General features: G+C 72.3%; 22 protein-coding genes. 12 read left to right on the top strand and 10 right to left on the bottom strand.

From position 1 onward, the window contains the following. The 5 genes from HN013_RS24245 to HN013_RS24225 form a co-directional block, all read left to right on the top strand. Nucleotides 1-1,324, top strand: a 1,324-nt coding sequence (locus HN013_RS24245; RefSeq protein ID WP_171169698.1) for a type I polyketide synthase, incomplete at its 5' end; no start/stop codon positions are given. Between the two features lie 62 nt (nt 1,325-1,386). Continuing rightward, complete coding sequence (locus HN013_RS24240) at nt 1,387-1,926, top strand: SRPBCC family protein (RefSeq protein WP_171169696.1); 540 nt, start codon at nt 1,387-1,389, stop codon at nt 1,924-1,926. Nucleotides 1,927-1,969: 43 nt separating this feature from the next. Then, nucleotides 1,970-3,544, top strand: a complete 1,575-nt coding sequence (locus HN013_RS24235; RefSeq protein WP_171169695.1) for a class I adenylate-forming enzyme family protein — start codon at nt 1,970-1,972, stop codon at nt 3,542-3,544. A 73-nt stretch (nt 3,545-3,617) separates the two neighbouring features. Beyond that, nucleotides 3,618-5,603 carry an FAD/NAD(P)-binding domain-containing protein gene (locus HN013_RS24230; protein ID WP_171169693.1) on the top strand — a complete coding sequence of 662 codons (1,986 nt, stop codon included), beginning with the start codon at nt 3,618-3,620 and terminating at the stop codon, nt 5,601-5,603. A gap of 74 nt (nt 5,604-5,677) precedes the next feature. Then, nucleotides 5,678-6,652, top strand: coding sequence for an NADPH:quinone reductase (locus HN013_RS24225; protein ID WP_171169711.1), 975 nt, complete (start codon nt 5,678-5,680; stop codon nt 6,650-6,652). A gap of 10 nt (nt 6,653-6,662) precedes the next feature. Here the strand turns inward: HN013_RS24225 and HN013_RS24220 are convergent, their stop codons facing one another. From HN013_RS24220 to HN013_RS24200, 5 genes are read right to left on the bottom strand one after another with little or no spacing between them, the layout of a single operon-like run. Beyond that, nucleotides 6,663-7,832, bottom strand: coding sequence for an MFS transporter (locus tag HN013_RS24220; RefSeq protein WP_171169691.1), 1,170 nt, complete (start codon nt 7,830-7,832; stop codon nt 6,663-6,665). After that, nucleotides 7,832-8,410: a GNAT family N-acetyltransferase gene (locus tag HN013_RS24215; RefSeq protein WP_171169710.1), complete on the bottom strand. Its 579-nt coding sequence runs from the start codon at nt 8,408-8,410 to the stop codon at nt 7,832-7,834. The genes HN013_RS24220 and HN013_RS24215 overlap by 1 nt, the downstream gene beginning before the upstream one ends. Next, nucleotides 8,407-9,651: a type III PLP-dependent enzyme gene (locus HN013_RS24210; protein ID WP_171169689.1), complete on the bottom strand. Its 1,245-nt coding sequence runs from the start codon at nt 9,649-9,651 to the stop codon at nt 8,407-8,409. Before HN013_RS24210 ends, HN013_RS24215 begins: the two co-directional genes overlap by 4 nt. Further along, a complete protein-coding gene (locus tag HN013_RS24205) occupies nt 9,648-10,967 on the bottom strand; it encodes a DUF6271 family protein (protein WP_171169687.1) in 1,320 nt (439 codons plus the stop codon). Before HN013_RS24205 ends, HN013_RS24210 begins: the two co-directional genes overlap by 4 nt. Next, entirely contained in the window at nt 10,949-12,016 is a 1,068-nt protein-coding gene (locus HN013_RS24200; protein ID WP_171169685.1) for a YbiU family protein, read from the bottom strand. Before HN013_RS24200 ends, HN013_RS24205 begins: the two co-directional genes overlap by 19 nt. Before the next feature lie 524 nt (nt 12,017-12,540). Here HN013_RS24200 and HN013_RS24195 point away from each other — a divergent pair. Continuing rightward, complete coding sequence (locus HN013_RS24195) at nt 12,541-14,052, top strand: glycoside hydrolase family 3 protein (protein WP_171169683.1); 1,512 nt, start codon at nt 12,541-12,543, stop codon at nt 14,050-14,052. 416 nt (nt 14,053-14,468) lie between these two features. Here HN013_RS24195 and HN013_RS24190 read toward each other — a convergent pair whose 3' ends face one another. Further along, nucleotides 14,469-15,074 (bottom strand): TetR/AcrR family transcriptional regulator, encoded by a 606-nt coding sequence (locus HN013_RS24190; RefSeq protein ID WP_171169681.1) that lies wholly within the window; start codon nt 15,072-15,074, stop codon nt 14,469-14,471. A gap of 132 nt (nt 15,075-15,206) precedes the next feature. Between HN013_RS24190 and HN013_RS24185 the strand changes: the two genes are divergently transcribed. After that, complete coding sequence (locus HN013_RS24185; protein ID WP_171169679.1) at nt 15,207-16,637, top strand: MDR family MFS transporter; 1,431 nt, start codon at nt 15,207-15,209, stop codon at nt 16,635-16,637. A 65-nt stretch (nt 16,638-16,702) separates the two neighbouring features. On the opposite strand, the gene HN013_RS24180 is transcribed toward HN013_RS24185, so the two are convergent. From HN013_RS24180 to HN013_RS24170, 3 genes are all read right to left on the bottom strand, one after another. Further along, nucleotides 16,703-17,659 (bottom strand): hypothetical protein, encoded by a 957-nt coding sequence (locus tag HN013_RS24180; protein ID WP_171169677.1) that lies wholly within the window; start codon nt 17,657-17,659, stop codon nt 16,703-16,705. A gap of 173 nt (nt 17,660-17,832) precedes the next feature. Then, nucleotides 17,833-18,360: a potassium channel family protein gene (locus tag HN013_RS24175; RefSeq protein WP_212764754.1), complete on the bottom strand. Its 528-nt coding sequence runs from the start codon at nt 18,358-18,360 to the stop codon at nt 17,833-17,835. 5 nt (nt 18,361-18,365) lie between these two features. Beyond that, nucleotides 18,366-19,952 carry an MFS transporter gene (locus HN013_RS24170; protein ID WP_171169673.1) on the bottom strand — a complete coding sequence of 529 codons (1,587 nt, stop codon included), beginning with the start codon at nt 19,950-19,952 and terminating at the stop codon, nt 18,366-18,368. Between the two features lie 250 nt (nt 19,953-20,202). Between HN013_RS24170 and HN013_RS24165 the strand changes: the two genes are divergently transcribed. Then, a complete protein-coding gene (locus tag HN013_RS24165) occupies nt 20,203-22,866 on the top strand; it encodes a LuxR C-terminal-related transcriptional regulator (protein ID WP_171169671.1) in 2,664 nt (887 codons plus the stop codon). Between the two features lie 7 nt (nt 22,867-22,873). Here the strand turns inward: HN013_RS24165 and HN013_RS24160 are convergent, their stop codons facing one another. Next, nucleotides 22,874-23,443, bottom strand: a complete 570-nt coding sequence (locus tag HN013_RS24160) for a TetR/AcrR family transcriptional regulator (protein WP_171169669.1) — start codon at nt 23,441-23,443, stop codon at nt 22,874-22,876. Nucleotides 23,444-23,542: 99 nt separating this feature from the next. On the opposite strand from HN013_RS24160, the gene HN013_RS24155 reads away from it, so the two are divergent. The 4 genes from HN013_RS24155 to HN013_RS24140 all read left to right on the top strand — a co-directional run bounded on the left by HN013_RS24155 (nt 23,543) and on the right by HN013_RS24140 (nt 26,837). Next, complete coding sequence (locus HN013_RS24155) at nt 23,543-24,409, top strand: SCO6745 family protein (protein WP_171169667.1); 867 nt, start codon at nt 23,543-23,545, stop codon at nt 24,407-24,409. Between the two features lie 187 nt (nt 24,410-24,596). Then, a complete protein-coding gene (locus tag HN013_RS24150; RefSeq protein WP_171169665.1) occupies nt 24,597-25,955 on the top strand; it encodes a hypothetical protein in 1,359 nt (452 codons plus the stop codon). Continuing rightward, complete coding sequence (locus HN013_RS24145; RefSeq protein ID WP_171169662.1) at nt 25,955-26,371, top strand: SHOCT domain-containing protein; 417 nt, start codon at nt 25,955-25,957, stop codon at nt 26,369-26,371. The genes HN013_RS24150 and HN013_RS24145 overlap by 1 nt, the downstream gene beginning before the upstream one ends. A 58-nt stretch (nt 26,372-26,429) precedes the next feature. Beyond that, nucleotides 26,430-26,837: a hypothetical protein gene (locus tag HN013_RS24140; protein ID WP_171169660.1), complete on the top strand. Its 408-nt coding sequence runs from the start codon at nt 26,430-26,432 to the stop codon at nt 26,835-26,837. The last annotated feature ends 23 nt before the right edge of the window (nt 26,838-26,860 follow it).

The following is a 26,860-nucleotide window of genomic DNA, read 5'->3' as shown; positions in this document are numbered from 1 at the left end:
CCCCCACGGCACCGTCCTGATCACCGGCGGCACCGGCACCCTCGGCAGCCTCCTCGCCCGCCACCTCGTCCAACACCACCACATCACCCACCTCCACCTCATCAGCCGCCAAGGCCCCCAAGCCCCCCACGCCCAACAACTCAAACAAGACCTCCACACCCTCGGCGCCCACACCGTCACCATCACCGCCTGCGACACCACCAACAAAACCGCCCTCACCCACACCCTCAACACCATCCCCACCAACCACCCCCTCACCGCCGTCATCCACACGGCGGGCCTCGTGGACGATGCCGTTCTCACCTCCCTATCCCGTGAGCAGCTGAAGACCGTCATCGCGGCAAAGGTGGACTCCGCGCTCAACCTCCATGAGCTGACGCGAGACCTCGATCTGGGCGCGTTCGTCCTCTTCTCGTCCCTCGCCGGTGTCCTGGGCAGTCCCGGCCAGGCCAACTACAGTGCGGCCAACACCTTCCTGGACGCCCTCGCCGCCCACCGCCAGGCGCGCGGACTACCCGCCACCAGCCTCGCCTGGGGCCTGTGGGCCCAGGCCAGCGGCATGACCGGCCACCTCAGCGACCAGGACCTCGCCCGCATGTCCCGCAGCGCGGTGCTGCCGCTCGGCACGGAGCTGGGGCTGCAGACGTTCGACGGCCACAACCAGGCCCACCGTGCGCTCCAGCTCGCCGCGGCGTTCAACCTCAAACAGCTTCCGGCGCAGCCGATCTGGTCGCGGCTGGCCACGGTGCGGCCGACGGCCGCCGCCGAGCAGCAGGGCGGTCCCGACCTGGCGCAGCAGCTCGCCGGTCTCACTCCGGTCCAGCGCGAGCAGCATCTGCTCGCCATGGTGCGCGAGCAGATGGCCGTGATCCTCACGCTGGACTCGCCGGACGCCGTCGAGCCGAACCGCGGCTTCCTGGAGCAGGGCCTCGACTCGCTCACCGCGGTCGAACTCCGCAACCGGCTCCTCACCATCACCGGCATCCGGCTGCCCGCCACCATGGTCTTCGACCACCCCACCCCCAGCGCGCTCGCGCACTTCATCGCCGGTCGACTCGGCCCGGGCGACGGCGGGGAGGCGTCGCCGGCCGACGCGGTGCGGGCGGCGACGGAGCGCATTCTGTCCGAACTGGACAGGATCGCGTCCATGGTGGCGAGCGTGCCCCTCGCGGACATCGCCGAGACGAAGATCCCCGCGCGGCTGCACGCGCTTCTGTCCGGCCTGACGCCGGAGGACGCGGACGGCGACGGCTCGTCCGTCACCAGCCGTCTCGACTCGGCCTCCGCGGAAGAGCTGTTCAAGTTCATCGACAGCGAGCTCTGACCACGCCGCCCGTCCCCTCGCCCGTATCACCGACCAATTCACCGCAGAAAGCAGGTCCCGCCATGACGGAGTCCACTCAGTCGAAGCCGCTCTTCCAGCTGAGCAGCGAGATATTCGTCGATGCCTCTCCCCTGGAGATCTATTCGATCGTCAGCGACCTGGAGCGCACCAAGGAGTGGAGCCGGGAGTGCAAGCGGATCGAATGGGTCTCCGGTGAACCCGGTACGGTCGGCGCGATCTTCCGGAGCGAGAACTACCGGAAGGACGAGGTCGTCGCGTGGGCGCCGGTGCCCCGAGGTGCCTGGATGACGCAGTCCGAGGTGGTGGCCGCCGAGCCGGGCAAGATTTTCTCCTGGCAGATGTACAACAGCGACGGTGTCCGCGAGGACAGCGTCTGGGCGTACGACATCGAGCCGGAGGGCGACGGGAGCGTTCTCGTGCACCGGTTCCGGATGAACCGCCCCACCAAGGGAATTCTGCGCATCGTGTCCGGTCTGAACGAGGCCGACACCCAGAAGTTCTACGAGGACTGGGCCGTCAAACTGCAGGGCGACATCCACGCCACCCTCGGCCGGATCAAGGCAGTCATCGAAAAGAAGTAAGCACTCACAGCATCCGTGACATCAACGGACGAGGGGCCCGTCAATGTTTCTTCAGCGTGTAGCAAACCGTGGCATGCGGCTGGGGACGCTCTTCGAGCGAGCAGCCGCCCGGCATCCCGCCAATATCGTCGTCCTCGACCACGACCTCGACATCGCTCCGGACCTGGGCCGGCGCGCCACAGTGTCGGAGATGGCCGATCTCGTGGACGACTTCGCCTCCCGGCTCTGGGCGGCCCGGGTGCGGCCGGGTGACCGGGTGGTCATCCACAAGTCCAATGGTTTCGACATTCCCCTGCTCGCCTGCGCCGCCGTGCGGATCGGCGCGGTGCCCGCGCTGCTGTCGCCCAAGCTCGACGGCGAGACCGTGGCCGAGCTGGTGCTCCGTGCGGACCGTCCGCACCTGGTGACCGACGAGGCGAAGCTCCGCGACGAGCTGCCGTCCTCGATCTTCGAGCTCAGCCAGAGTGTGCTGCTGACCTCGGGGAGCCATGAGGGGGCGACGGAGCTGGCGAGCCTCGCCGGCGTGCCGCGCGTCCCGGCCGTGACCATGCCGCCGGAACACCCGATGCTGATCACGCACACCTCGGGCACGACCGGCACGCCCAAGCTCGCCGTGCACACCGGCCACACCATGCAGGCCCGTTACCGTCCGCAGGTGTCCGCGCTGGCGCCGGTGGTGCACAAGCGCGAGATCATCGCCATCCATGTGTCGTTCGTGCACTCGCGGCTGTTCACCGCGCTCGGCATCTCGCTGCTGCGCGGCTTCCCGATCCTCATGCTCGCCGACTCCGACCCCGCGCATGTCGCCGACGTCTTCGCGCGGATGAGGCCGGGCGTCATCGAGGCGCATCCCAACTCCTACATGGAGTGGGAGGAGTTGGCGGACGACCCGCGCGGGCCGCTGTCCAACGTCAAGCTGTTCAGCAGCACCTTCGACGCGCTGCACCCCAGGACGGTGCACCGGCTGTTGCGGGCGACACGCCGCAAGGGCGCGATCTTCGGCCAGCTGTACGGGCAGAGCGAGGTCGGTCCGGCGGTCGTGCGCTCGTACGGCAGGGACCGTGCGCCGGACGCCGACGGCAGGTGCGTCGGGATGCCGTTCCCCGGGATGACCGAGGTCCGGGTGGTGAGCCGGAACGGCAACCCGCCCTGTCCCGCGAACCCGGGCTACATCGAGGTGCGCAGCGACGGCCGGATCGTGACCTATCTGGGCGAGGAGGAGCGGTACGCCCAGCAGGTCGCCGCCGGTGGCTGGTGGCGGATGGGTGATGTCGGCTACCGCACGAAGTGGGGCTGTGTGCACCTGCTCGACCGGGAGGTGGACCTGATCGAGGGCTTCGGCAGCACGCTGGCCGCCGAGGACACCCTGCTGGGGCGGATGAGTGAGCTCGCCGAGATCGTGATCGTCCCCGGTGCGGACGGCCGGGCCGTCCCGGTGGTGTGCACCAGGGGCGACGAGCCCCTCGACCCCGCCGCCTGGCGGGCCGCGACGGAGGGGCTGCCGCCGATGGCGAACCCCGTGCAGTGGAAGCGGGACGAGCTCCCGCAGACCGCGACGACCAAGATCAAGCGGCTGGAGCTGGCGCGGCTGCTGGCCGCCGGGCCCGTCACTTCCTGAAGCCCGAGCGGGCCTCACCGTAGCTGCCGTCGAAGGGCTGCCGCCGACCCGATGGCGTAGCCGAAAGGTATCCATGATCACCAGTCAGATGGAGATGTGCATAGTGGGGGCGGGCCCTCGTGGGCTGTCCGTTCTGGAGAGACTGTGTGCCAATGAGCGGGCCGCACCCACGCACTCCGCCGTGACCGTGCATGTGGTGGATCCCTTCGCGCCCGGTTCGGGTGCGGTCTGGCGGCCCGGCCAGTCCCGGCACCTGCTGATGAACACGGTCGCGTCGCAGATCACCGTGTACACGGACGACAGCGTCCGCATCGAGGGTCCCGTCGAGCCGGGGCCCACGCTGTACGAGTGGGCCCGGGAGCTGCTGGAGTCGCCCGCCGGGGAGGCGTACGACGACGCCGTCCTGGCCGAGGCCCGGGACCTCGGCCCCGACACCTATCCGACGCGCGCCTTCTACGGCTGCTACCTGCAGGACAGTTTCCGCCGGGTGGTGGCCAGCGCGCCCCGGCACGTCACCGTTGAGGTGCACCGCTCGCGGGTCGTCGCCATGGCGGACGTCCTGGGCGTGATGCACGGGCCGCAGGGCATCCGGCTGGAGGACGGCACACGGCTGAACGGCCTGGACGCCGTCGTGCTGGCCCAGGGCCATGTCCCGGCCCGGCTGACGGCCCACGAGGAGAAGACCGCGAGCCTGGCCCGCATCCATCACCTGACGTACATCACCCAGGCCAACCCGGCCGATCTCGACCTGAGCGGGATCCGGCCCGGCCAGGACGTCCTGGTGCGGGGCCTGGGCCTGAACTTCTTCGACCTGATGGCGCTGCTCACGGTCGGCCGGGGCGGCTGCTTCGAGCGGGAGGGCGGGCGCCTGGTCTACAGACCCTCGGGGCAGGAGCCCCGTCTCCACGCGACGTCCCGCCGCGGCGTGCCCTACCACGCACGCGGCGAGAACGAAAAGGGCGCCTACGGCCGGTACTTCCCCCGCCTGTTGACCCCCGAGTACGTCGCGGAGCTGCGCGGGCGTGCCGACGGCGAGGGGACGCCCCTGCGGTTCCGCACCGATCTCTGGCCGCTCATCACCCGCGAGGTGGAGAGCGTCTACTACGGCGCGCTGCTGACCGCGCGCGGGATGGACGCCGGGCGGGCCGCCTTCACCGACCGCTATCTGTCGGCCCCCGGCGACGACGAACGTGCCGTCCTGCTGGACGAGGCCGGCATCCCTCCGGAGGACCGCTGGGACTGGGACCGGATCAGCCGGCCGCTCGGCGACCGGGTCTTCGCGGACCGGGCGGACTTCCGGCAGTGGCTGCTCGGTCATCTGGCCCGGGACATGGAGGAGGCGCGGGCGGGGAACCTGAGCGGCCCGTTGAAGGCGGCCCTGGACGTGCTGCGCGACCTGCGCAACGAGATCCGCCTCGCGGTGGACCACGGCGGCCTCGACGGCGGTTCGCACCGGGACGAACTCGACGGCTGGTACACGCCGTTGAACGCCTTCCTGTCGATCGGGCCGCCTGTCTCGCGCATCGAGGAGCTGATCGCGCTGATCGAGGCGGACGTGGTGACGCTCACCGGCCCGGGGACGGAGATCCGCATCGACCCGGCCGCGTCCTGCTTCACTGCCTCGTCGCGCGTGGTCCCGGGGCCGGAGCTGCGCTCCTCGGTACTGATCGAGGCACGGCTCCCGGAGCCCGATCTGCGGCGCACGGCCGACCCGTTGCTGCGCCACCTGCTACGGACCGAGCAGGCCACCACGTACCGGATCGCGGACCGTTCCGGGGGCGTCCACGAGACCGGTGGCCTGGCGGTCACCGGGCGTCCGTACCGGCTGCTGGACGCCCGGGGCCGCGCGCATCCGCGCCGGTTCGCCTACGGCGTTCCCACCGAGTCCGTGCACTGGGTCACGGCCGCCGGGATCCGGCCGGGCGTCGATTCGGTCACCCTCGGCGACTCGGACGCGATCGCGCGGTCGGTGCTGGCCCTGTCGCCGGCCGGCTGCTCCCCGGCGGTTGAGCGCACCGTCCGGGACGACGAGACGGACCTGGCCGGAATGATCGTGTGAGCACGCAAACCACCCCCTCGTGGACCAACTGCACCGACTGCACCGACGTTCGCCCGACGGAAGACATGACCACCATGCGCGCGGCTTTCATCGAAACACTCGGCCCCCCGGACACCATCCGGTACGGCGACATACCCGCGCCCGTGCCGGGGCCGACGGACGTCCTCGTCGAGGTGGACGCCACCACCGTGAACCGGGTCGACACCCTGGTCCGCTCGGGCGTCTTCCGGACGCCCGTGTCCTTTCCGCTGGCCGTCGGCAGGGACCTGGTGGGCACGGTGGCCGCGGTCGGCCCCGGCGCTCCGGGCTTCGATGTCGGCGACCGGGTCTGGGCCAACAGCCTCGGCCACGCCGGGCGGCAGGGCGCGGCCGCCGAGCTGGCCGTGGTCGCGGCGGACCGGCTCTACCATCTCCCGGACGGCGCCGATCCGTTGACGGCGGTCGCCGTGGCGCACCCGGCCGCCACCGCCCACCTCGGCCTGTTCACCCACGGCCGGGTCAGGGCGGGTGAGACCGTCCTGGTGGAGGGGGCGGCGGGGAACGTCGGCGCCGCCCTGACCGTCCTCGCGGCCGAGGCCGGTGCCCGGGTCGTCGCCACCGCCTCGGCCAGCGACCTGGACCACTGCCGTTCACTGGGCGCGGCCGAGGCCTTCGACTACCGGGACCCGGCGCTGCTGTCCCTGCTCCGCGACGCGTGCCCGGACGGCGTCGACGTCCATCTGGACACGTCGGGCCGCAACGACTTCGCCCCGGCGGTCGAGTTGCTGGCCCCGCGCGGCAGGATCGTCCTGCTGGCCGCGGTGCGGCAGAGCGCCGCCCTTCCGACGCGCCGGCTCTATATGAAGGACGGTTCGGTCGTCGGGTTCGTCATCTCGCACGCCACCTCGGCGGAGCTCGCCGAGGCGGCCGTCACCATCAACCGCCTCCTCGCCGCCGGGCGGCTGCGGCCCCGCGCCCTGGAGCGACGTCCGCTGAGCGCGGCGGCCGAGGTCCACCGCCGTATGGAGGAGGGCGAGTTGCACGGGAAGCGCGTGGTGCTCCTGACCTGAGAACGACGGCTCAGCCGCTCGCCGGTGTCCACCGGATCCGGGTGCTGCACAGGGACACCACGACCGTCGCCGCGGCGACGGCGCCGAAGCCCCACGCCAGGCTGCTCGCGTCGGCGATGAAGCCGATGAGCGGCGGCCCGGCGAGCAGCCCGGTCGTGCCCATCGCGGCGACCAGGGTCAGGGAGTCGGAGCCCTGCCGGGCGGCGGCCGCGTAGACGCACGGGGTGACGGCGGCGATGCCCAGTCCGACGCAGGCGAACCCGGCGAGGGCCGCGGCCACGCCTCCGCCCGCCAGAGCGAGGGCCAGCCCGAGACCGGCGAGGGCGCTCCCGAGGAGGACGACGCGGCCGTCGCCCCAGCGGTCGCGCCAGCCGTCGGCGAAGAGGCGGGCCACCACCATCATGCCCGACACGACGGCGATGCCCAGGGGCGCGAGCTCGGCCGACGCCTCGGCGACGTCCTTCATGTACAGGGTGGACCAGTCGTTCATGGCGCCCTCGGTGACGGTACCGAACGCCATGGCGCAGCACATCCAGAGCGTCATGCGGGACGGTACGGTCCAGCGTCCGCGTGTCCTGCCCTCCTCCGCCTTCTCCCCGGCGGCCCTCTCCTCCGTGAGGAGCCCGGTCCGGGCGTACGCGCCCAGCAGGACGAGGAGGGCGGCGGCGACGCCGAAGTGCGCGCCGACCGACGGGGTCACGGCGTGGGTGCCGGAGGCGAGGAGGGCCGCGAGGAGGGAGCCGCCGCTGAAGGTGGCGTGCAGCCTGGCCATGGCCGTACGGGCGAACCGGGCTTCGAGCTCCGCTCCTTGGGCGTTCATGGCGACGTTCAGGCATCCGACGCACACACCGTCCACGCACAGGACCAGCAGCGCGACCGGGTAGTTCGGCGCCGCCGCCAGGGCCGGGAGCAGCAGGGCGAGGCAGAGCTGGGACAGCAGGGCGAGCCGCCGCGAGCCCAGGCGCTTCATCAGCAGCGCCACCAGGGGGAACGACACCGCCGCGCCGACCCCCGCGGCCATCAGCAGGACGCCCACCTCGGCCGCCGTCAGACCGAGGTCGGTCTTGAGGGCCGGGATCCGCGAGGCCCAGGTGGCGTACTGGAAGCCGAGGGAGCAGAACAGCGCCACGATCGCCAACTGGGCGCGGCGGAAGGGGTCGTGGATGCGGAACACGTACATCAGCTCGCTTCGTGGTGCGCGGACGGGCCGTGCGGCGCCGTCCGGTCCGGCTCGGGGTCCCCGGGACCGTCGGCCGGCACCGTCCTGGACATGTAGACGGCGTTCGGGCCGTATCCGTCGGGCGGTCCGACCTCCCGGTGCGGGGTGAACCCGCGGGCCGACCAGTACCCTTCGCTGCCGCCGACGGCGACCAGCGAGATCCGTTCGTCCCCCCGCGCCCGGGCGGTGCGGGTGAGATGGCGCAGGAGGTGCCGCGCCAGGCCCCGGCGGCGGAGGTCCGGCGCGACGACGATGTCGTGCAGGTGCAGGTTGCCCGACGGGGCGGCCGGGGCCGCCGGTCTCTCCGGGCGGGCCAGGTCCGGGCAGTGGTACGCCGGGTAGGGCAGGGCCAGCAGGTAGCCGACGGGGCGGGAGTCGACGTCCAGCACGAAGCAGGTGTCCGGCGAGGCGTCCGCCCGGGAGCGCAGGGCGGTGCGCCCCTCGGACAGGCCGAGTGCCGCGTAGGCGTGGAACTCCAGCGCCACGATGCCGTCCCAGTCGCCCTCGTCGATGCCGCGGACGCGGATGCCGCCGCTCACCGGTCCCACGCCCCACCGGAGTCCACGTCCCCGTCGCCGGTGCAGCTGTACGGCAGCGGGGCGATCCCGTTGAAGCCCCGCGTCATATAACTGGTCGCGTACGCGCCGCAGGACAGCACCCAGACCGGATCGCCCGACGCGAGGTCCGCCGGCACGCCGACCGGGCCGTGACCGGGCGAGTAGGCGTCGTCGCTGTCGCAGGTGGGGCCGGCGAGGACGGCCGGGACGTGTGCGGCGCCGCGGTGGCCGGGGAACACCAGCCGGTACTGCAGCGCGTCCATCTCGTACAGGCCGTTGAACTTCCCGCAGCTCAGGTACAGCCAGTGCAGCCGTTCGCCGTCCGGCCCCCGGCGCTCCGCGAGGCGGACGACGTGGGCGCGGATGGCGCCGTGGTCGGCGACGAGGTGCCGTCCGGGCTCCACGACGAAGTCCAGGGGCGCGCCGTGGATCCGCCGCAGGCGGTCCGTCCCCGTGCGGATCGCCGCGAAGATCTCGTCCAGCGGGGGGTCGAGGGGGACGCCGCGCCGGTCGAGGTACCCGAGCGCCGGCAGGCCGCCCCCGAGGTTGACGTGGTCCAGGGACGTCCCGCGCCGGCGCAGGGTGCCCAGGACGTCGCCCAGGCGTTCCAGCGCGTCCCGCCAGGCGTCGGCCGTCATCTGCTGGGAGCCGACGTGCACGGACACGCCCGCCGGTGTCAGGCCCACTTCGCGCGCCCGTTCCAGCACGCGGACGGCCTCGGCGGGCGGGCAGCCGAACTTGTGGGTGAGGCCCCACAGCGCCCCTTCCCCGCTGGTCGCCACCCGGCAGAAGACACGGGCGCCGGGGGCGTTGCGGGCGATCGCCTCCACGTCCTCCACGCTGTCGGTGGCGAAGTCGCGGACGCCGAGCCGGTGGGCGTCGGCGATGTTCCGGTCGGACTTGACGGTGTTGCCGTAGTGGATCCGGCCGGCGGGCACGCCCGCCCGGAGCGCCTGCTCGATCTCCGGCGGGCTCGCGGCGTCTGCCCCGGCGCCCCTGCGGGCCAGGGTGGCGAGCACCTCGTCCACCGGGCAGGCCTTCATCGCGAACCGGACGGCCACGCCGGGCAGTTCGCGGCGCAGTGCGTCGTGGCGGTGCGCGATCCCGTCCAGGTCGAAGACGATCCGGTCGTCGCCGGCGGTCGCGAGCGCCGCGAACAGGGCCGCGCTGTCGTACGTCGCGCACGGGTCCTGGCCCGTGCGCGTGCTGGTCGCCGTGCTCATCCGGGCTGTCCCGTCGCCGGGTGGAGGGGGGTGCTCCGGGCCGAGCGCACCAGCGCTTCCCATGCCTCCGTCAGCAGGGCGAAGTCCTCGATGTCGCGGCGCGCCTCGTCGAGGAGGCGTTCCCTGCGGGCGGCCAGGTGGTCGGCGAACCCGGCGTACCGGCCGCCCAGGCGGCGGTACGCGGCGTCGAGGGTGTCGAGCCGCCGGACGTTCCCGGCCTGGTCAAGCCCGCCGCTCTCCCTGGCGAACGCGGCGACGGCGGACGCCCGTACCTGTCCCCGGTCGTCAAGCAGCGTTTCGCCGGCCTCGGCCATGCGGGCGTAGACGGCGTTGAAGTAGAGCATCGACAGCAGGAACTTGACGTAGCGGAGCTGGTAGGCCGTGAAGCCGGAATCGGTCCGGCGTTCGCCGGTGTAGTAGTTGACGATGTTGCGGTTGTGCAGGACGCCGGGGAGTGCGGCGTCGTGGACGAGGTGGATGAGGAAGTAGTCGCTGCCGATGGTGTCGGTGGCCGGGGGCAGCGGTACGCGTTCGTGGACGCCGTGGAAGCTGATGTTGCACATGTCCACGCGCATCGGGTCGACCAGCGTCAGCAGGGAGTGGTCGCGCCGGAACGGCTCCGTGCCCGCGCCGCGGAACGACTCGTCGACGAGGTCGCGCTTCTGCTCGGCGGTCCAGTCCTCGGGCGCCCAGAGTCTGACCACGTTGTGGTAGACATCGGGGTCCCGTTCCAGGATCTCGCCCAGGTCCACGGAGAGTTCGCCGATGAACGAGCTGCCCACCATCGCGACCCGCCGGTCGAGGTGGTCCGGGGCCAGGGCCGTCGCGGTGACGCCGGGGGCGGCGTCGGCGGCGCGCCTGCCGAGGGACAGGAGCTCGTGGTGGACGGGGAAGGCGGTCTCGCCGTCCACGGTCTGGTACCGGCTGTCGGAGTCCCTGCGGTGAACGGACTCGCAGCCGAGCGCGGCGGCGATCAGGAACGCGCGGTTGGTGCAGGCGCCGTAGGAGAGGGCGGCCGGGAGCATCAGGTCAAGCAGCAGCTCTTGCTTGGCGGCGCCCGTGCCCTCGGTGACCCGCCGGAGGAAGTCCCGTTGCGCGGCCTCGTCGAGGTGGTGCGCGGTGATCCGTGGGTGTCCGGGCAGACAGCGTACGGCCTCGGCGTGTTCGGCGTACGTGGCGGGTGCGCAGGAGTCGAGGATCAGCAGGTGCACGTCGACGTCGAAGTGCGCGACGGCGTGGGCCGCCTCCGCGCCGATGGCCGCGATCGTCTCCGCGCAGGGCCGGTTGGTGGGCAGGGTCAGACAGATGCGGCGCATATCTCTTCCCCCGCGGTCTCGTCCCGGTCCTCGGTATCGCGCCAGGACCGGAGGCCCAGCAACCTGGCGCCCAGGTCGTTCAGTTCGGCCCGTCCGTAGCGCTGGGACTCGTGCTTCACCGCGTCGCCGAGGAGCGTCGCGTTCCAGTCCGGCGTGCCGAGCTCCCGCCACGAGGCGATCCGCGATTCGCGCAGCGTCCGGTGCTCCTCCAGCGCGGGCATCATGGACAGGTACTGGACCGAACGCACCCCGCTCTCCGAGGTGTTGGGGGCGACGCCGTGCGCCAGCAGGCCGTTCCAGATGAGCAGGTCGCCGGCCCGCAGCTCGGGGCGTACGACGGGCATGTCCTCGCGGTCGATCCGGGGGCGGATCGGGTCCCGGTCGTCCGGCTGGAGGGCCTTCCAGCGGTCGAAGCGGCGGAACAGCTCGGGGCAGCACTGGAAGCCGCCGGACTCGGGCCGGGTGTCGTTGAGCGCGATGATGCCCTGGACGCGCTGCGGGAGGATGCCGAGCGAGGTGTCGACGTCCCAGTGGAGCTCGATGTCGAAGCCGCGCTCCCGGCGCTCGATCAGGGACCGGTCACGGTTCCGGACGTTGGGCGGGTTGAGGTTGAGCCGGTCCAGGGTCACCCAGAGCTCTTCGCAGTCCCACACGTCGACGAACGCGTCGTAGACCCGCCGGGTCTGGCGGCTGTCCCAGATGAGCTGGTGGTGGTACGCCTCCACGAACCCGTAGATGTGCAGTTCCCGGTCCAGGTCCGACCGCCACTCCCGGTCCGCGTACCAGGTGTCCGGACGGTCGGGGTCCAGCCCCTGGAAGTCCCAGGCGAAGTCCAGCAGGCGCCGGGCGGACGCCGCGGGGATGGCCTCCCGCACCACGACGTAGCCGTAGGTCTGCCAGAAGGCGAAGTCCCCCTCGGACAGCACTCTGAGCGGGCGGTTCTTCTGAAGGTCCCTCAGTTGTGTCTGGGCGAGGTAGGTTTCGCCGTCCGCGCTGAAGTAGGGGGTGTCCGACGCGGCTCGATGGAGATATCGGTCAGAGGTCGGCATGCGGTACTCCGGATCCTTTCCGTCGCCCCCCGGATCGGGGAACGCCAAGGGTGCACGGGCGCGCGGTCGGTGTCGTCGCACGACGGGGACACCTTCGCGTGCGGGGTGGGGATGTTGTGGCGGCGCCGGGGGCCGGAGGGGGCCGCCCTCCACTGCGGACGGAGCCGGCTCTCCGGCTGCTCAGCCCTCCGGGAGCCGCGTCCGTCTCGGGCCGCGGTCCCGCGAGTCGCCCGCGGCGCGCTGAGCCCGTGTCGGATGTCCCGGGCCACGCGCCTCACGCGCCCCACGCTGTATGTGCACCCGATCAAGGTGGACTAGACCAACTCGGGATGTCAACTTCCGAATTGGGCTCCTTCGTGCCGGACGACCCGCTCGCCCCGTTCACCGCAGTCAAGCTGACCAACCGTCACCGACTGGGCACACAAGGCCGCTACGACACCCTCATCCCGCCCTTGACACATGTGGTTAACCTAAGCGGACACTCCTTGGTCTATACCAAAGCTCTTGCCCGAAAGGCTCCGCCGATGTCCTCCAGCAAGCACAGCAACGAGTTGCGGCGACTCGCGCTCTCCGTCCTGCAGCCGGGTTTCGTGGGCACCGAGGCGCCGGACTGGGTCCTGCGGGACATCGCCGACGGACTGGCCTCCGTCGTGCTCTTCTCGCGCAACATCGTCTCCCCGGAGCAGGTCGCCCGGCTGACCGCGCGGCTCCGTGCGGAGAACCCCGCGCTGGTCATCGCCATCGACGAGGAGGCCGGGGACGTCACCCGGATCGAGTCCGCGACCGGTTCCACCCGGCCGGGCAACCTCGCCCTCGGAACCGTCGACGACACCGCGCTGACCGGAGCCGTCGCCGCCGACCTCGGCCGCCAGTTGCACGCCGCCGGCGTGAGCCTCGACTACGCGCCCAGCTCGGACGTCAACTCCAACCCCGACAACCCGGTCATCGGCGTCCGGGCCTTCGGCGCCGACCCCGAGGTGGTCTCCCGGCACACCGGCGCGTGGATCCGGGGACTTCACTCGGCCGGCGTCGCCGCCTGCGCCAAGCACTTCCCCGGACACGGCGACGTCGCCGTCGACTCCCACCACGACCTGCCCGTCTACGGCGCCGGGCGCGAGGAGATCGCCGACCGGGCGCTGCCCCCGTTCCGGGCCGCCCTGGAGGCGGGCGTCCGCGCCGTCATGAGCGGCCACCTCCTGGTCCCCGCCTACGATCCCGGCCTCCCCGCCACCCTCAGCCGGCGCATCCTCCACGACCTGCTCCGGCAGGAACTCGGCTTCGACGGACTGATCGTCAGCGACGCCATCGAGATGGGTGCCGTCTCCGGGCCCCACGGCATCGGCGGAGCCGCGGTGAAAGCCGTCGCCGCCGGCGTCGACGCGATCTGCGTCGGCGGCGAGAGCGCCGAGGAGTCCACCGCCCGCCTCCTGACGGACGCCCTCGCCGACGCCGTGGTCTCCGGGGACCTCGCCGAGGAACGCCTCGCCGAAGCGGCGGTCCGCGTAAGGGAGTTCGCCGACTGGTCGGCCGGGCTGAGGCGGGCCGCGTCCGGCGACCCGGCCGACGACGGCATCGGCTTCGTCGCCGCCCGCCGCGCCCTCCGGCTGGCCGGGGCCGTCCGGGACGCGCTGCCCCTGACCGCCCCGCCCCACGTGGTGGAACTGGTCCCCGCCACCAACCTGGCCATCGCCAAGGAGACCCCGTGGGGCGTGGCCGACCCGCTGCGCGCCCGGCTGCCCGGCACGACCTCGGTCCGTGTCCGCCCCCAGGACCTCGACGCTCCGGACGCCGTCCTGGAGACCCGCGCGCTGGCCCCGGCGGCGGGCCGCCCCCTGGTCGTCGTCACCCGGGACGCTCCCCGCCACGCCTGGATGAGCCGCGCCCTCGCCGACCTCACCACGGCCCGCCCCGACGCGATCGTCGTCGAGATGGGCCTCCCCGGCTCCACCGCCCCGGGAGCGGTGCAGATCTTCACCCACGGCGCCAGCACGGCGTCCGGGGTGGCGGCGGCGGAGGTGCTGGCGGGAGTGCGGTAGGGCGCGGGCGGCCCGTTTCAGCGAATGGCCAGCGGCTCCACGCCGCCGGCGAAGTCCCCGTACCGTCCGCGACCCACCGCCTCATCAGGCCGGAGCGACGGCGGGTCGGCACCCTGTCCCGTGGCCGGCGCCGCCGCGTCGAACGGCCCGGATCCCGTTCTCCGGCCACGGCACCCTGCCGCTCGACGAGCGCCGGGCCGGCACCGGTCCGGCGCGAGCCGAGCGGACCGCGCACCGTCCGCGACAACCTGGCCGCCGCCACCCAACACCTCACCGACGGCGAACTACGGTTCGTACTCGGCGCGTTCCTCTTCACCGGCGACGAGAAGGCCCCCGCCCGCCCTGGCCCCGGTCGCCGGGGGCCCTCGTCCGGCCTCCCGCGCCGCGCCGGGCCGGTTCGGGCCCGGGCGGCGGTGCTATGACCGCGGCCCGGGTGTCCGGGCGGCGGGAGTGCCGGCCCAGCCGTGTTCCAGCAGGTCGAACAGTGCGCGCATGACGGCGGGCGGATCGTCGGCGGTGCGGGCGAGGCCGGGTGTTTCCATGGCGAAGCGGGCCAGGCCGGTGACGGTCGGGGCGTCGGCGTCCAGGCCGGTGGCCTGGGCGATGACGGCGGTCAGGGCGTCCTCGTGGCGCAGCCACATGCGGCGGGCGTAGTCCTGCAGTGCGGGAGTGGACTCCACCAGCGTGACGTGGACCGCGGACAGCGGGTCATCCCCGTGCGGCTTCGTCCGGGTGGCGATCAGGTGGTCGCGCAGGGCGTGCAGGACCGATCGGCCGGGGGCACGGTCGCGCACGGCGGCGACCAGGCCGGCCTCGATGTCGGCGTCCTCGTCGAAGACGAGCGCCTCCTTGGTGGGGAAGTGCTTGAACAGCGTGCTCAGCGCGACGTCGGCGGCCTGGGCCACCTCGCGGACCCCCACGTTGTCGTAGCCCTTCTCGCTGAACAGCCGCAGCGCGGCGTCGTTCAGGGCCTGGCGCGTCTGGGCCTTCTTGCGCTCGCGGCGCCCACCGGTTCCGGTCATGGGCGCCACTCTATCCATGGGCGGAGTCGATCCAAAATCGGAGCAGTTGCATTCTCGGAGCTGCTCCGATTAGTTTGGGACGCCCGGAACGCGTGCCCGACCGTTCCCATCGGCCAAGTAGGGGGATCACCCATGGAATTGACGAAACCGTCGCCCGCGACCGGCGCACCGCCACAGCCCAACGCCCGGGGGCTCAACCTCACGATCCTCACCCTGGGCGTCGGCGCGATCGCCAGCATCCTGGACTCCACGGTCGTGAACGTGGCCGTCGATCACCTGGCGAGGGAGTTCGGGGCGAGCCTGCCCCGCACCCAGTGGGTGATCACCGGGTTCCTGCTGGCCATGGCGGCGATCGTCCCGCTGTCGGGCTGGATGATCGACCGGCTGGGCGGCCGCACGACCTGGATGATCTCCCTGACCACGTTCCTGGCCGGGTCGATCGTGTGCGGGCTGGCCTGGAACCTGGACTCGCTGATCGTCTTCCGGATCGTGCAGGGACTGGGGGCGGGCCTGATCCTGCCGGTCCTGATGACACTGCTCACCCAGGCCGCGGGCAAGGCCCGCCTCATGACGGCCATGGGCAGCTTCTCGCTGCTGGTGCAGGTCGGCCCGGTCCTGGGGCCGGTCGTCGGCGGGGCCCTGGTGCAGGGCGCGAACTGGCGATGGGTGTTCCTGGTGAACATCCCGTTCTGCGTCGTCGGTCTCGTCCTGGCGGCGGTCTTCCTGCCGCGCCGGGACAGGCCCGAGCACAAGCGGGCGCTGGACGGCGTCGGACTGGCGCTGCTCACGCCCTCGCTGGTCGCGCTGACCTACGCGCTCGGCAACCTCAGCCCCGCCAACGGCCTGTCGGCCGCCGACGTGTGGATCCCGCTGACCGCGGGGGCCGCCCTGCTGGCCGCCTTCACCGGCTGGTCACTGCGCGACGGGACCAAGGCGCTGATCGATGTACGGCTCTTCACCGACCGCGGGTTCAGCGTCGCCAGTGCTCTGACCGTCCTGTCGGGGTTCACCATGTTCGCCGGACTGTTGCTGCTGCCGATGTACTTCCAGACCGTCCACGGCTCCTCCATCGTGCAGGCGGGCCTGTTCCTGGTGCCCCAGGGCGTGGGCGCCGCCACTGTGATCATCTTTGGCAGGAAACCGCTGGCCGGGGTCTCCGGCCGCACCCGCATCATCGCCGGGTTCGCGCTGATGGCGCTGGGCACCCTGCCGTTCGCGTTCGCCGGCACCCGGGACATGACGTGGCTGCTCCTCGCCGCATTGGCCGTGCGCGGCCTGGGTATCGGCGCCAGTACCCCGACCATCGCCGCGGTCGCCGTACGCGGGCTGCCCGCCGGCCAGATCGCCCGCGGTACAACGGCGTTCAACATCGTCCAGCGCATCGGCGCACCCTTCGGCACGACGGTGATCGCTGTCATCCTGGCTCGCGCCAGTGCGTCCGCCCCGCCCACCGCCGCCGGCCTGGCCGACGCGTTCGGGACCGCGTTCTGGTGGACCATCGGCTTCACCGCCCTGCCCATCGCGCTCGCCTTCCTGCTGCCCGGCGACAAACGCGACGCCTAGAGACGCGTGGAGCGGCCACGGCCCCGGACCGGGCTCCGGGCCCGGTCCGGGCCGGGCACTCCTCCTCATCGTCGGCGGAGCCGGCACCGGAGGAACCAGAGGCCCGCCGCGACAAGGGACACCGTCACGAGAACGAGCAGACAGGTGCCCCAGAACCCACCGGCGACCCGGACATCGGCCATGGCGACCACCGCGGCCGCCGCCAAGGGCACCACGGCGAGCGCGAGGACCCGCAGGACGATCGCGAGCCCCGCCGCGGTGGGCATGTGGGCGAGGCGTCGTCGCTGCCCGACTCGGTGTCCCACGGCACCCCGGGAGTAGTACCGCACGGCCTTCGCCCCGAGCCGCAAGGTGTTCTGCCGGTAGATCGCCGCGAGCGCGGGCACCCAGATCAGCGGCAGCACCATGCCCACCGCGAACAGGGCCACGATCAGTGCCGTCGACACCACCCGCCGCAGCCTGCCCTGCTTCTCGCCGCCGCCCACGATGCCGAGCAGCCCGGCCATCCTGACGACCAGCGACCACCGCGTCCGCCGCGGGATCCGGCCCCGGCCCCCCGGCGGGTGGCGCTCCACCGTCCGCAGGGCCTCGGACGCCTCCTCGACCGACGGGTACACGTCCTGAAGGACCAGCAGGTCGGCCACGCGCCGTTCGCTCCGGGGGTCCCGCCCGGCGAGCGCGGCCAGTTCGAGCACCATCCGGGCCTGGGAGAGCAGGGCCGCCACAAAGCTCACGGGCATGAGGAGCGCGAACGGCCCGCCCAGCGCGGCTCCGTCGACGATCGTCATACGCGTTCCGTGGGCGATGGCCTCCCGGCGGAGCTCGTCGTCCCCCGCCAGGGGCCCGCGCCGTCTCCGGCGTTCCACGGAAGCGGCGGCGCGGGGGCCGAACCGCCGCACCGCGAAGAACGCCAGCTGCTCGGGCATGTGCTGCGGATCGGCCCAGATCATCGGCAACAGCGCCTGGGCCGTCACCGTCACCGACTCCTCGGGTCGGACTCCGGTACCTCGGCTGCCGTCCATCCGGCCTCCGCTTCCTCCGTCGCCGTCCTGTTCACGGCCCGAACGCCGCGACTGCGGCGTGAGAGGAGCGTTCTCCCCGGCCACAGTCCCACTGTGGGCCCGGCACGCCCGGTGCGGCCTCACCCGTTCCGGGTGAGGCCGGCGGCTTCTCCGGGCTTGCCTCCGGTCGCGGGTCAGCCGTCGCCCCGGCCGGCGCCCGGGGGCCGTCCGGGAGCGGCCGGTGCCTCGCCGGCCGGTGTGCGGGAGAGGGCGGACTGGACCGCGCCCACGACGACATGGGCGGCGACGGCCAGGAGCAGGATGTCGCCCACCATTTGCACCATGGTGACGATCCGTGCCGGCTCCGTGCGGGGGGTGATGTCACCGAAGCCGACGGTGCTGAACACCGTGAGCGCGAAGTACAGCGCGTCGGTCCGGCTGAGCCGCTCGGCGAAGCTGCCGGGCCCGGCCTGTTCCAGGAGGTAGTACGTGGCCGCGAAGAGCAGCAGGAACAGCGGCACCGTGGTGGCCAGCGCCTCGACGGCCCGGAGCCGGGGCCGGGAAGAGCGCAGGATCGAGCGGATCTGCCAGGTGAAAAGGGCTACCAGGGCGGCCAGTCCGAGGACGAGGCCCAGGGCGGCGGCTCCGTCGAACCTCCTGTCCAGGGGGAGGAGGTAGTACGCGAGGACGAGACCGGTCGCGGTGCCGAGGGGCCGCAGCATCACGCTCACCGGCGGGCCCCCGAGGCCGGCCGCCCGGCCGGCAGATGCCGGGTGAACGGGAAGGCGCCGAGGGTGATGGCCGCGGCGGCCAGGACGGCGGCCTTGAGGCTGTCGAGCTGGGCCGTGGAGTAGGAATCGACGAGCGCGTCGGCCTCGGACGGCGGGAGTGAGGCGCGCTCGGCGGCAGCACGCACCTGATCGGTGCTCACGAAGCTGACCCCTGCTTCCATGGCGATGCCGGCCTGGTGGCGCGCCGCCTCCGAGATCTTCGGATTGCTGTCGATCTGCGACGTGAAGGCGTGGACCAGCGCGCCGACCAGCAGGGACCCGATCAGCGCGGTGCCCAGGGACGAGCCGAGGTTCTGCGCGGTGTACTGCAGGCCGCCGGCCTCGCTACGTTCGTCCTCACCGACGCTGGACTGCACGACGTTTCCCAGCTGGGAGGCGAGCAGCCCCATGCCCAGACCGAGCAGGGCCATCGCCAGGCCGAACGAGAGATTGTCGATCCGGGGCTCGATCGTGCCCAGCAGCCACACGGCCGCCACCAGGAGCACCAGCAGCCCGCACCGCACCACGGTGCGGGGTGCCGCGACGCGCCCGAGGAGGGGGCCGGCCATGGCGGACAGCAGCATGGTCACCGACACGGGCAGCAGGCGGAGTCCGGTCTGGAAGGCGTCAAGGCCCTGGACGACCTGGAGATAGAGCGGGATGACGAAGAACAGGCCGAGCAGCACGAGGTTCTGGCACAGCAGCATGGTCAGTCCGGAGCGCAGCGGCGGGACGCCGAACAAGGAGAGGCGCACCAGCGGTTTCCTGTCCCGTTCCTGCTGTCGTCGCTCCCAGGCACAGAACAGCCACAGCACAACGGCCCCGGCGGCGAGCACGAACAGTGTCGGGGAGAAGCCGAGGACCGTGAACGGGGGGTTGCGGGGTTTCAGCCACCCCCAGGAGCTGCTCTGCAGAACTCCCAGCACGACGAGGGCGAGCCCGGCCGCGGACAGTACGACACCTCCGCTGTCGAGCCTGGTCCGCGGCCCCGGCGGGGCGTCGGGGATCCACCGGATGACACACAGCATGGCGATGACCAGGACGACCTCGCCGGCGAACACCAACCGCCAGGTCAGGTACGTCGTCACCCAGCCGCCGAGCAGCGGCCCGACGGCGATGCCGGCGCCGGCCAGCCCTCCGATGACCCCGTAGGCGACCGACCTGTCCCGGCCGCGGTACGCGCCGGCGACGAGCGCCGCGAGCGCCGGGAGAACGAGCGTGGCGCCCAGCCCCTCGACCACCGACCAGCCCGTCGCCAGCACCCACAGCGACGGCGCCAGCGCGGTGACGGCGGACCCGGCTCCGTAGACGACCAGCCCGACGGCGAACGTCCGGCGGCGTCCGAACGCGTCGCCGAGCTTCCCACCGGTGATCATGAAGGCGGCCATGACGAGGGTGTAGAGCGTGATGACGCCCTGGATCGCCGTGACCTCGGTGTCGAAGTCCTCGACCAGCTTGCTGATCGACACATTCATCACCGACGTGTCCAGCACCATCAGGAACTGGGCCGTCCCGAGCACGGCAAGAGCCCGCCATCGTGTCACTGCCTGCACCCTCTCCGCGTTCCGGAACGCCCGGGGGGCGAGCGGCTCCTGACCCGCACCCTAGGACCGCACGGCGGCCGACCGTCGCCTTGAGCAGGGGCGCATCGCCCGTCCGGCCCAGGAAGCGGAGGTGCGATCAAGGGCCGGGGGTGGTGAGGATGGACGGAGGGGTTCGCGGAGGCGGCCCGGCCGGGCACGGCGCGTGTGCGGAGAGCCGGGGCCGCAGGCGCCCGCAGACGGTGGTGATCGGATGCCTTCGACCGGACACGCGCTACCGGAGGCCGGCCGGTGCGCCACGCTGGCCTGGTCCGGCGACCCGCTGCTCGGCGCCAAGCTGTCGGTGCCCCCTTCCCCGCGGACCCACGTTCCCAGGCACCGGCTGTTCGACCGGCTCGATGCGGGCACGGCCGGGCCACTGACCCTGGTCACGGGGCCGGCCGGCGCGGGCAAGAGCACACTGGCCGCCGCGTGGGCGCGGACCGGCGGGCCCCCCGGGCCGGTCGCCTGGCTGACCCTCGACGCGCGGGACAGCGCGCCGGGCGTCTTCTGGAGCTACGTCCTGGAAGCCCTGCGGCGCGCCCTGCCCCGGCTGCCCGACTCCGACGGGATCCCGGCGCCCGCCTCCCCCGGCGGCGTCGGCACCTCCCTGCTGACCCGGCTCGCCGCCGCGACGGAGCGCCTGCCCGGGCCCGTCGTCCTCGTACTGGACGGTTTCGAGCGGGTGACGGGCCGACGCGTGCCCGCCGGGCTGGAATTCCTCCTGGACCACGCCGGCCCGCGGTTGCGCCTGGTCGTGACCGGCCGCACCGACCCGCTGCTGCCGCTCCACCGGTACCGGACCGAGGACCGGATCGCGGAGATCCGCGGGGCCGACCTGGCCTTCACGTCGCACGAGGCGGCGGTACTGCTGCGCGAGCACGGTCTGCGCCCCGAGGACGACACCGTCCGGGCCTTCACGGAGCGCGCCGAAGGGTGGGCCGCGGGTCTGCGGCTGTGTGCCCTGGCCGAGCGCAGGACCGGCGGTCCGGCCGGCCCCGCCCGCCCGGACACCCTCGCCGGGCAGGCCGTCTCGGACTACCTGCTCGCGGAAGTGCTCGACGTCCGGCCCGCCGCTGTCAGGGAACTGCTGCTGCGCACCAGCGTCCTCGACCTCGTCCATCCGGATCTGGCGAACGCCCTGACCGGGCGCGGGGACGCCGAGGCGGTCCTGGCCCGGCTGGCCCGCGAGAACGCCTTCGTCGATCCCGTCCCCGGCACGGACCGGTACAGGGTGCACCCGCTGTTCGCCGACGTGCTCCGCGACCGGTTGCGGATCCGGCATCCCGCTCTCGTACCGCGGCTTCACGCCAGGGCCGCCCGCGGGTTGGCCGGGACGGGCGACATCATCGGAGCGCTGGAGCACGCGGCGGAGGCCGGCGACTGGGCGTACGGCGCCTCGCAGGCCGTTCGTCATCTGCTCGTCGGCCCCCTGCTCGCCACCGCCGAAGCCGAACGTGTGGAGCGGGTCTTCGGCCGTATGCCGTCCTCCGTGCCGGGTGCCGCGCCGGCCCTGATGGCAGCCGCCTGCCGACTGGCGCGGCACGACGGCGCCGGCTGCCGCGAACACCTCGCCGCGGCCGAACGGCACCTGCGCCGCGGCGGCGGGGTCCCGGCCCCGGAGGTCGGACTCACCCACGTTCTGCTGCGCCTCCTGTGCGGACCGCACCCGGACGAGCAAGGGCCGGAGGAGACGGCACGTGCCGTCTCGGACCTTATGGAGGCACTTCCGGTCGAACGAGCCCGGGAACACCCGGAGATCGAGGCACTGCGGCTGCACGGTCTCGCCCGCGCCCTCATGGGATCCGGCCGCCTCGACGACGCCCGGCGCCTCTGTGCCGCGTCCGCAGCCGCCTGCACGACCGAGGCGACCCGGCCGCTGCGCCACAGGTCCCTCGGTCTCCTCGCGCTGGCCGAGAGTGCCCAGGGCGCCCTGACCTCGGCGGAGGACCACGCGCTGCGCTCACTCGTCATCACCGACCGGCAGGCGGCCGCCCCGGACCACCGGTCCTGCTCGGCCTACCTCGCGCTGGCCGTCGTGTCCCTCGAACGGGACGACGCGGACGTCGCCCGCCGTCGGCTCGAACAGGCCCTCGCCTGCGCCGACCTGCCCGGCGACCCCGTTCCGGCCACCGAGGCGGCCGTGCTGCGGTCCCGCCTGGAACTGTCACGGGGACACTCGGAGGCGGCCCTCGCCGCCCTCCCCCGCCACCCGGCGGCGGTTCACGGGCAGTGGCCCGCCGGTCGGCTCGCCCTCACGCGCTCGGCCGTGGCCCTGGCCCGAGGGGACCACGAGGCCGCCGTCGCGTCAGTGCACGACATCCGCGCCGACGGACCGGCACCCCTCGTCGCCCTGGCCCGCGCACACCTCGCCGCCGGACGCTCCGCCCGCGCCGCACGGCTCCTGGCCCGCGTCGACCGCTCCCCCCGCCTGACGCTGCCGGATCGCGTGACCGTCCAGTTGGCACGCGCCCACCTCGCCCTACTGGCCGACGACCGGCCAACCGCCCGGTACCTCGTCGGCCAGGCCCTGAACACCGCCCGTCCCGAACGGCTGCGCCGGCCCTTCCTCGAAGCGGGCCCCTGGCTGCACCACCTGATGGACAGCGCCGACGGCACAGCTCCCACACGGTCGCGGGACGCCTGGCTCGCCCCCGGCGAGAACGCGGGACCTCCCGTCCCGGTCCAGCCCCTCAGCGGCCGTGAACGAGAAGTGCTCGTATGCGTGCAGAGAATGATGTCCGCCGACGAGATCGCCGCGGAACTCGGCCTCTCCGTCAACACCGTGAAGACCCACCTGCGCAGCGTCTACCGCAAACTGTGCGTCTCCAGGCGCCGCGACGCCGTCGAGCGGGGCAGGGAACTGCGCATTCTCTAGGTTCGGGTCAGCCGGTCGCGGGGTTCTCAGCAGGCTGGAACATCTCGTTCGCCAGCGCCCGGAAGGTCTCTTCGGGGTCCCGCCCGTCCAGCAGGCCGTCCAGGTTCTGGGAGAGCAGCAGCGTCGCGAAGCCGTGGGCCACCGACCAGGCAGCCATGAAGCCGACAGCCGGGTCGTCGCCGTGGCCCTCCACTGCCGCACGGAGCCGGCTCCTCGTCCGCTCGCGCGCCGCGAGGAGCTCCGGGTCGTCCGGGCGCAGGAGTTCCGGGCGGAACATGACCTGGAAGTGCGCCGGGTGCGCGGTGGCGAAGCGCACGTACCGGACGCCCAGGTCACGCAGGCCCTCTGCCTCGCCGAGGGCGGTGGACAGCAGCCCGTGGCCCTCGGCCGCGATGGCGGTGAGCAGGCCTGCGCGGTCCTTGAAGTGGTGTGCGGGCGCGGCGTGGGAGACGCCCGCGCGGCGGGCCAGGTCGCGCAGGGACAGGGCCGCCGGCCCTTCGGCGGCGATGACGTCGAGGGCCGCGGTGAGCACGGCCCGTCGCAGGTCCCCGTGATGGTAGGCGCGTTCGGTGGTCATGGTCAGCAGGTTACGCACTATCTAGACGTTGACAAGTTTGCTCGTCGGATGCAATCTAGCCGATGTCAAGATGTGCAGGTCACAAAAAGAGGGATCGTCATGAACATCGACAACGGACGCGTACGGCAGATGTGGCACCTCCTGGAGCCCCTGCACGCCGTCCTCTATTACGCTCCCGAAGTCTTCGAAGAGGTAAGGACACTCGGTTACGACACCGACGAGCGCTGGCCGAGCTACTTCGCCCTGCGGGCGGCGCCGCTCGGGGCACCCGGATCCCGTCAAGTGGCCTCCGCTTTCTACAGCTTCAGCCCGCGCATGGTCGCCGAACACATCCCCGCCGCCTGGGACGTCGCCGCACCGGACAAGGTGGTCGAGGCCCGGACGCGCGGCGTCGACCGGGCATACCGCACGCTCATCGGTGAGCGGACGGGCAGTGCCGATCTCGCCGAGGCAGCCGCGCTCGCCCGCCGGGCGGCGGAGGCCGCGCGCACGGAGGGCCGCCCGCTCGCCGCCGCCAACGCCGCGCTGCCCTGGCCCCAGGAGCCGCACCTCGTGCTGTGGCAGGCCGCGACGATCCTGCGCGAGCACCGCGGTGACGGCCATCTCGCCGCCCTCCTGACCGCGGGCCTCGACTCCGTCGAGGCGCTGGTGTCCTTCGCCGCGATCGGCGCGGCGCCGGCCGAGGTCTTCGCGAGCCGCGGCTGGAGCGAGCACGAGTGGGCGGCCGCCCGCGAACGGCTCGTCGCGCGGGGACTGCTGGACGCCGACGGCACCGCGACCGACGCGGGCCACGCCCTGCGCTCCGAAGTCGAGCGCCGCACCGAAGAACTGGCCGCCGCCCCCTGGCAGGCGCTCGGCGCCGAGGACACCGCTCGGCTCGTCGAGCTCCTCGGCCCGCTCTGGCTGGAGATCATCGGCACGGGAATGCTGCCCCGCGAGACCACGCTCGGCATCGGGAAGGTCTGACGTCTCCTGCCGTACGACGATCGCGTCGCGGCGGATCGCGTACTCGGAAGAGCCCCCGCCCCACCGCGGAGTCTCCTCCCGATTCACCCGCCAAGGGTGATGTCCCCGGCGCCGGACGTCGGAAACGCTGGTGGTGGATCACCTCTACGACTGCTCGGCAGGTACCCGTACAGGAAGAGCCCAGGCCATGGATCCACCTCGCGCTCCCGGCCCGCACGGTTCCGGCCCCCCGTCCGGGGACGGTCCGCTGCTCCCCGGCGAACGCGACGACTACGCCAGGCTCCGCGAGCGCGAGGCGCTGCACCACCGGCGGCTGCGCTACGCGGCGACGTCCGTCCTGCTGATTTTCGCCTTCGTCCTGTCGCCGCTCGCGGTGGTGGCGACCTGGGTCAACAGCCAGGTGTCGGACACCGACCGCTATGTGCAGACCGTTGCTCCGCTGGCCAAGGAACCGGCCGTGCAGAACGCCGTCACCGACCGGCTGACCACACGCGTCGTCGACAACGTCGACGTCAAGGGCATCACCGACGCACTCGGCGACGCACTTGCCAAGGCCGACACTCCACCGGCCGTCGTGGACAAGTCGCACCTCCTCGCCGGCCCCCTGAAGAACGCGCTCACCACGGCCGTCCACGACGCGGTCGACAAGGTCATCACGAGCGACCAGGTCGCGCAGTTGTGGGACCAGGCGAACCGACGGGCCCACGCGGCTGTCGTCAAGACGCTCACCGGCGAGGGGAACAGTGCCGTGGAGGCCAAGGGCGACGCCGTCGTGCTGGACATCGGGACCGTCGTGGACCAGGTCAAGCAGAAGCTGGTGGACGAGGGCTACGGAAAGGCCGCGGACATCCCCGACGTCGACAAGACGATCACCCTGTTCCGGACCGACAAGCTCGACGACGCCCAGGACGCCATGCGCCTGCTGAACCTCGTCGGGGTGTGGCTGCCGGTCACGGTGGTCGTCCTGGCGGCCCTCGCCGTGTGGACGGCGCCCGCGCACAGGGTGACGCTCATGACCGCGGCCATCGGCGTCGGCGTGATGATGATCGTGCTCCTCGTCGGGCTCGCCGTCGCACGGCGTCTCTATCTGGACTCCGTTCCGCCCACCGCCCTGCCCCCGGACGCGGCGGCCTCGGTCTACGACACCTTCGTCCGCTTCCTGCGCAATGCCACCGGGACCGTCCTCGTCACCGCGGTGATCACGGCACTGGCCGGATACCTCTACGGCCCCGGCCGGGGTGCCCGGTTCACCCGCTCGGTGACGACCAGGGCCACCGGAGCCACGGGCCGGGCCATGGCCCGCTCCGGCCTGCGCACCGGGGCGACGGGCCACTGGCTGGAGACGCACCGGCGCTGGACCACCGGCATCGTCATCGCGGCGGCGGCCCTGGCCCTCTTCCTGTGGAACTACCCCACCGCGGCCGTCGTGGCGCTGACCCTCGGCATCGCCGTCCTCGTACTGGCGATCCTTGCGATCCTCGGCGCCGCCTCCACCGTGACAGGCGCAGAACGGAACCAGCAGTCACGACGACAAGGACCCGAATGATGAACGGCTACGTATACCTGGCATACGACTACCCACTTCTGGGCGCCTTCTGGACCGTTCTCTGGATCGTGCTGTGGGTTTCCTGGTTCATCCTCCTCTTCCGCGTGATCGCCGACATCTTCCGCGACGACTCGCTCAGCGGATGGGCCAAGACGGGCTGGCTCTTCCTCACCATCCTGCTGCCCTTCCTGGGCGTCTTCGTCTACGTCCTCACCAGGGGCCGGACCATGGGGGCTCGGGAACGGCGTCATCTCCAGGCGCGGCAGGAGGCGTTCGACCAGTACATCCGTGAGACGACCGCCGGCGCGGGCGGGAGGAGCGACGCGGAAGAACTCATGAAGCTGTCGGAGATCCGCGCCAGGGGCGACATCACCGAGGAGGAATTCCGCCGGGCGAAGGAGAAGATCCTGCACTGAACACCCTGCACTGAACGCCCTGCGCCGAACACCGAATCGACGGAAAAGGAGAAGCATCATGACGACCTCGCACCACCACCACGGCGACCGGTCCCTGACGGCAGCCGCCGGGCTGACCGTGTTCGCGGCCGTGATGCTGCTGATCGCGGGATTCCTCGACATATTCCGCGGAATCTCGGCGATAGTCCACGACGCGGTGTACGTCAACGCACCCGAGTACGTCTACAAGTTCAACGTGGCGGGCTGGGGCTGGGTGCACCTCTTCCTCGGGATAGCGGCGGTCATGGTGGCGATAGGCCTGTTCAAGGTCTCCACCTGGGCCAGGATTCTGGGCATCGCCATAGCCGCACTGCTGCTGATCGCCAACTTCCTCTTCCTTCCCTACTACCCGCTGTGGTCGATCGTGGTCATGGCGCTCTGCGCGTTCGTGATCTGGGGCCTCTGCGTCGTCCGTCATCAGGAGTGACGGCCCGAGGACCGACCCGGCCG

The organism is Streptomyces sp. I05A-00742 (genome assembly GCF_013055795.1).
Classification (GTDB): Bacteria; Actinomycetota; Actinomycetes; order Streptomycetales; family Streptomycetaceae; genus Streptomyces.
The sequence above is the reverse complement of the archived record's forward strand: the minus strand, read 5'-3'. Positions and strand labels throughout refer to the sequence as shown.

Coding starts and splice junctions, on each gene's coding strand:
- HN013_RS24240 (WP_171169696.1), top strand. CDS start 1,387: ATGACGGAGTCCACTCAGTCGAAGCCGCTCTTCCAGCTGAGCAGCGAG.
- HN013_RS24235 (WP_171169695.1), top strand. CDS start 1,970: ATGTTTCTTCAGCGTGTAGCAAACCGTGGCATGCGGCTGGGGACGCTC.
- HN013_RS24230 (WP_171169693.1), top strand. CDS start 3,618: ATGATCACCAGTCAGATGGAGATGTGCATAGTGGGGGCGGGCCCTCGT.
- HN013_RS24225 (WP_171169711.1), top strand. CDS start 5,678: ATGCGCGCGGCTTTCATCGAAACACTCGGCCCCCCGGACACCATCCGG.
- HN013_RS24220 (WP_171169691.1), bottom strand. CDS start 7,832: ATGTACGTGTTCCGCATCCACGACCCCTTCCGCCGCGCCCAGTTGGCG.
- HN013_RS24210 (WP_171169689.1), bottom strand. CDS start 9,651: ATGAGCACGGCGACCAGCACGCGCACGGGCCAGGACCCGTGCGCGACG.
- HN013_RS24205 (WP_171169687.1), bottom strand. CDS start 10,967: ATGCGCCGCATCTGTCTGACCCTGCCCACCAACCGGCCCTGCGCGGAG.
- HN013_RS24200 (WP_171169685.1), bottom strand. CDS start 12,016: ATGCCGACCTCTGACCGATATCTCCATCGAGCCGCGTCGGACACCCCC.
- HN013_RS24195 (WP_171169683.1), top strand. CDS start 12,541: ATGTCCTCCAGCAAGCACAGCAACGAGTTGCGGCGACTCGCGCTCTCC.
- HN013_RS24190 (WP_171169681.1), bottom strand. CDS start 15,074: ATGACCGGAACCGGTGGGCGCCGCGAGCGCAAGAAGGCCCAGACGCGC.
- HN013_RS24185 (WP_171169679.1), top strand. CDS start 15,207: ATGGAATTGACGAAACCGTCGCCCGCGACCGGCGCACCGCCACAGCCC.
- HN013_RS24180 (WP_171169677.1), bottom strand. CDS start 17,659: ATGGACGGCAGCCGAGGTACCGGAGTCCGACCCGAGGAGTCGGTGACG.
- HN013_RS24175 (WP_212764754.1), bottom strand. CDS start 18,360: ATGCTGCGGCCCCTCGGCACCGCGACCGGTCTCGTCCTCGCGTACTAC.
- HN013_RS24165 (WP_171169671.1), top strand. CDS start 20,203: ATGCCTTCGACCGGACACGCGCTACCGGAGGCCGGCCGGTGCGCCACG.
- HN013_RS24160 (WP_171169669.1), bottom strand. CDS start 23,443: ATGACCACCGAACGCGCCTACCATCACGGGGACCTGCGACGGGCCGTG.
- HN013_RS24155 (WP_171169667.1), top strand. CDS start 23,543: ATGAACATCGACAACGGACGCGTACGGCAGATGTGGCACCTCCTGGAG.
- HN013_RS24150 (WP_171169665.1), top strand. CDS start 24,597: ATGGATCCACCTCGCGCTCCCGGCCCGCACGGTTCCGGCCCCCCGTCC.
- HN013_RS24145 (WP_171169662.1), top strand. CDS start 25,955: ATGAACGGCTACGTATACCTGGCATACGACTACCCACTTCTGGGCGCC.
- HN013_RS24140 (WP_171169660.1), top strand. CDS start 26,430: ATGACGACCTCGCACCACCACCACGGCGACCGGTCCCTGACGGCAGCC.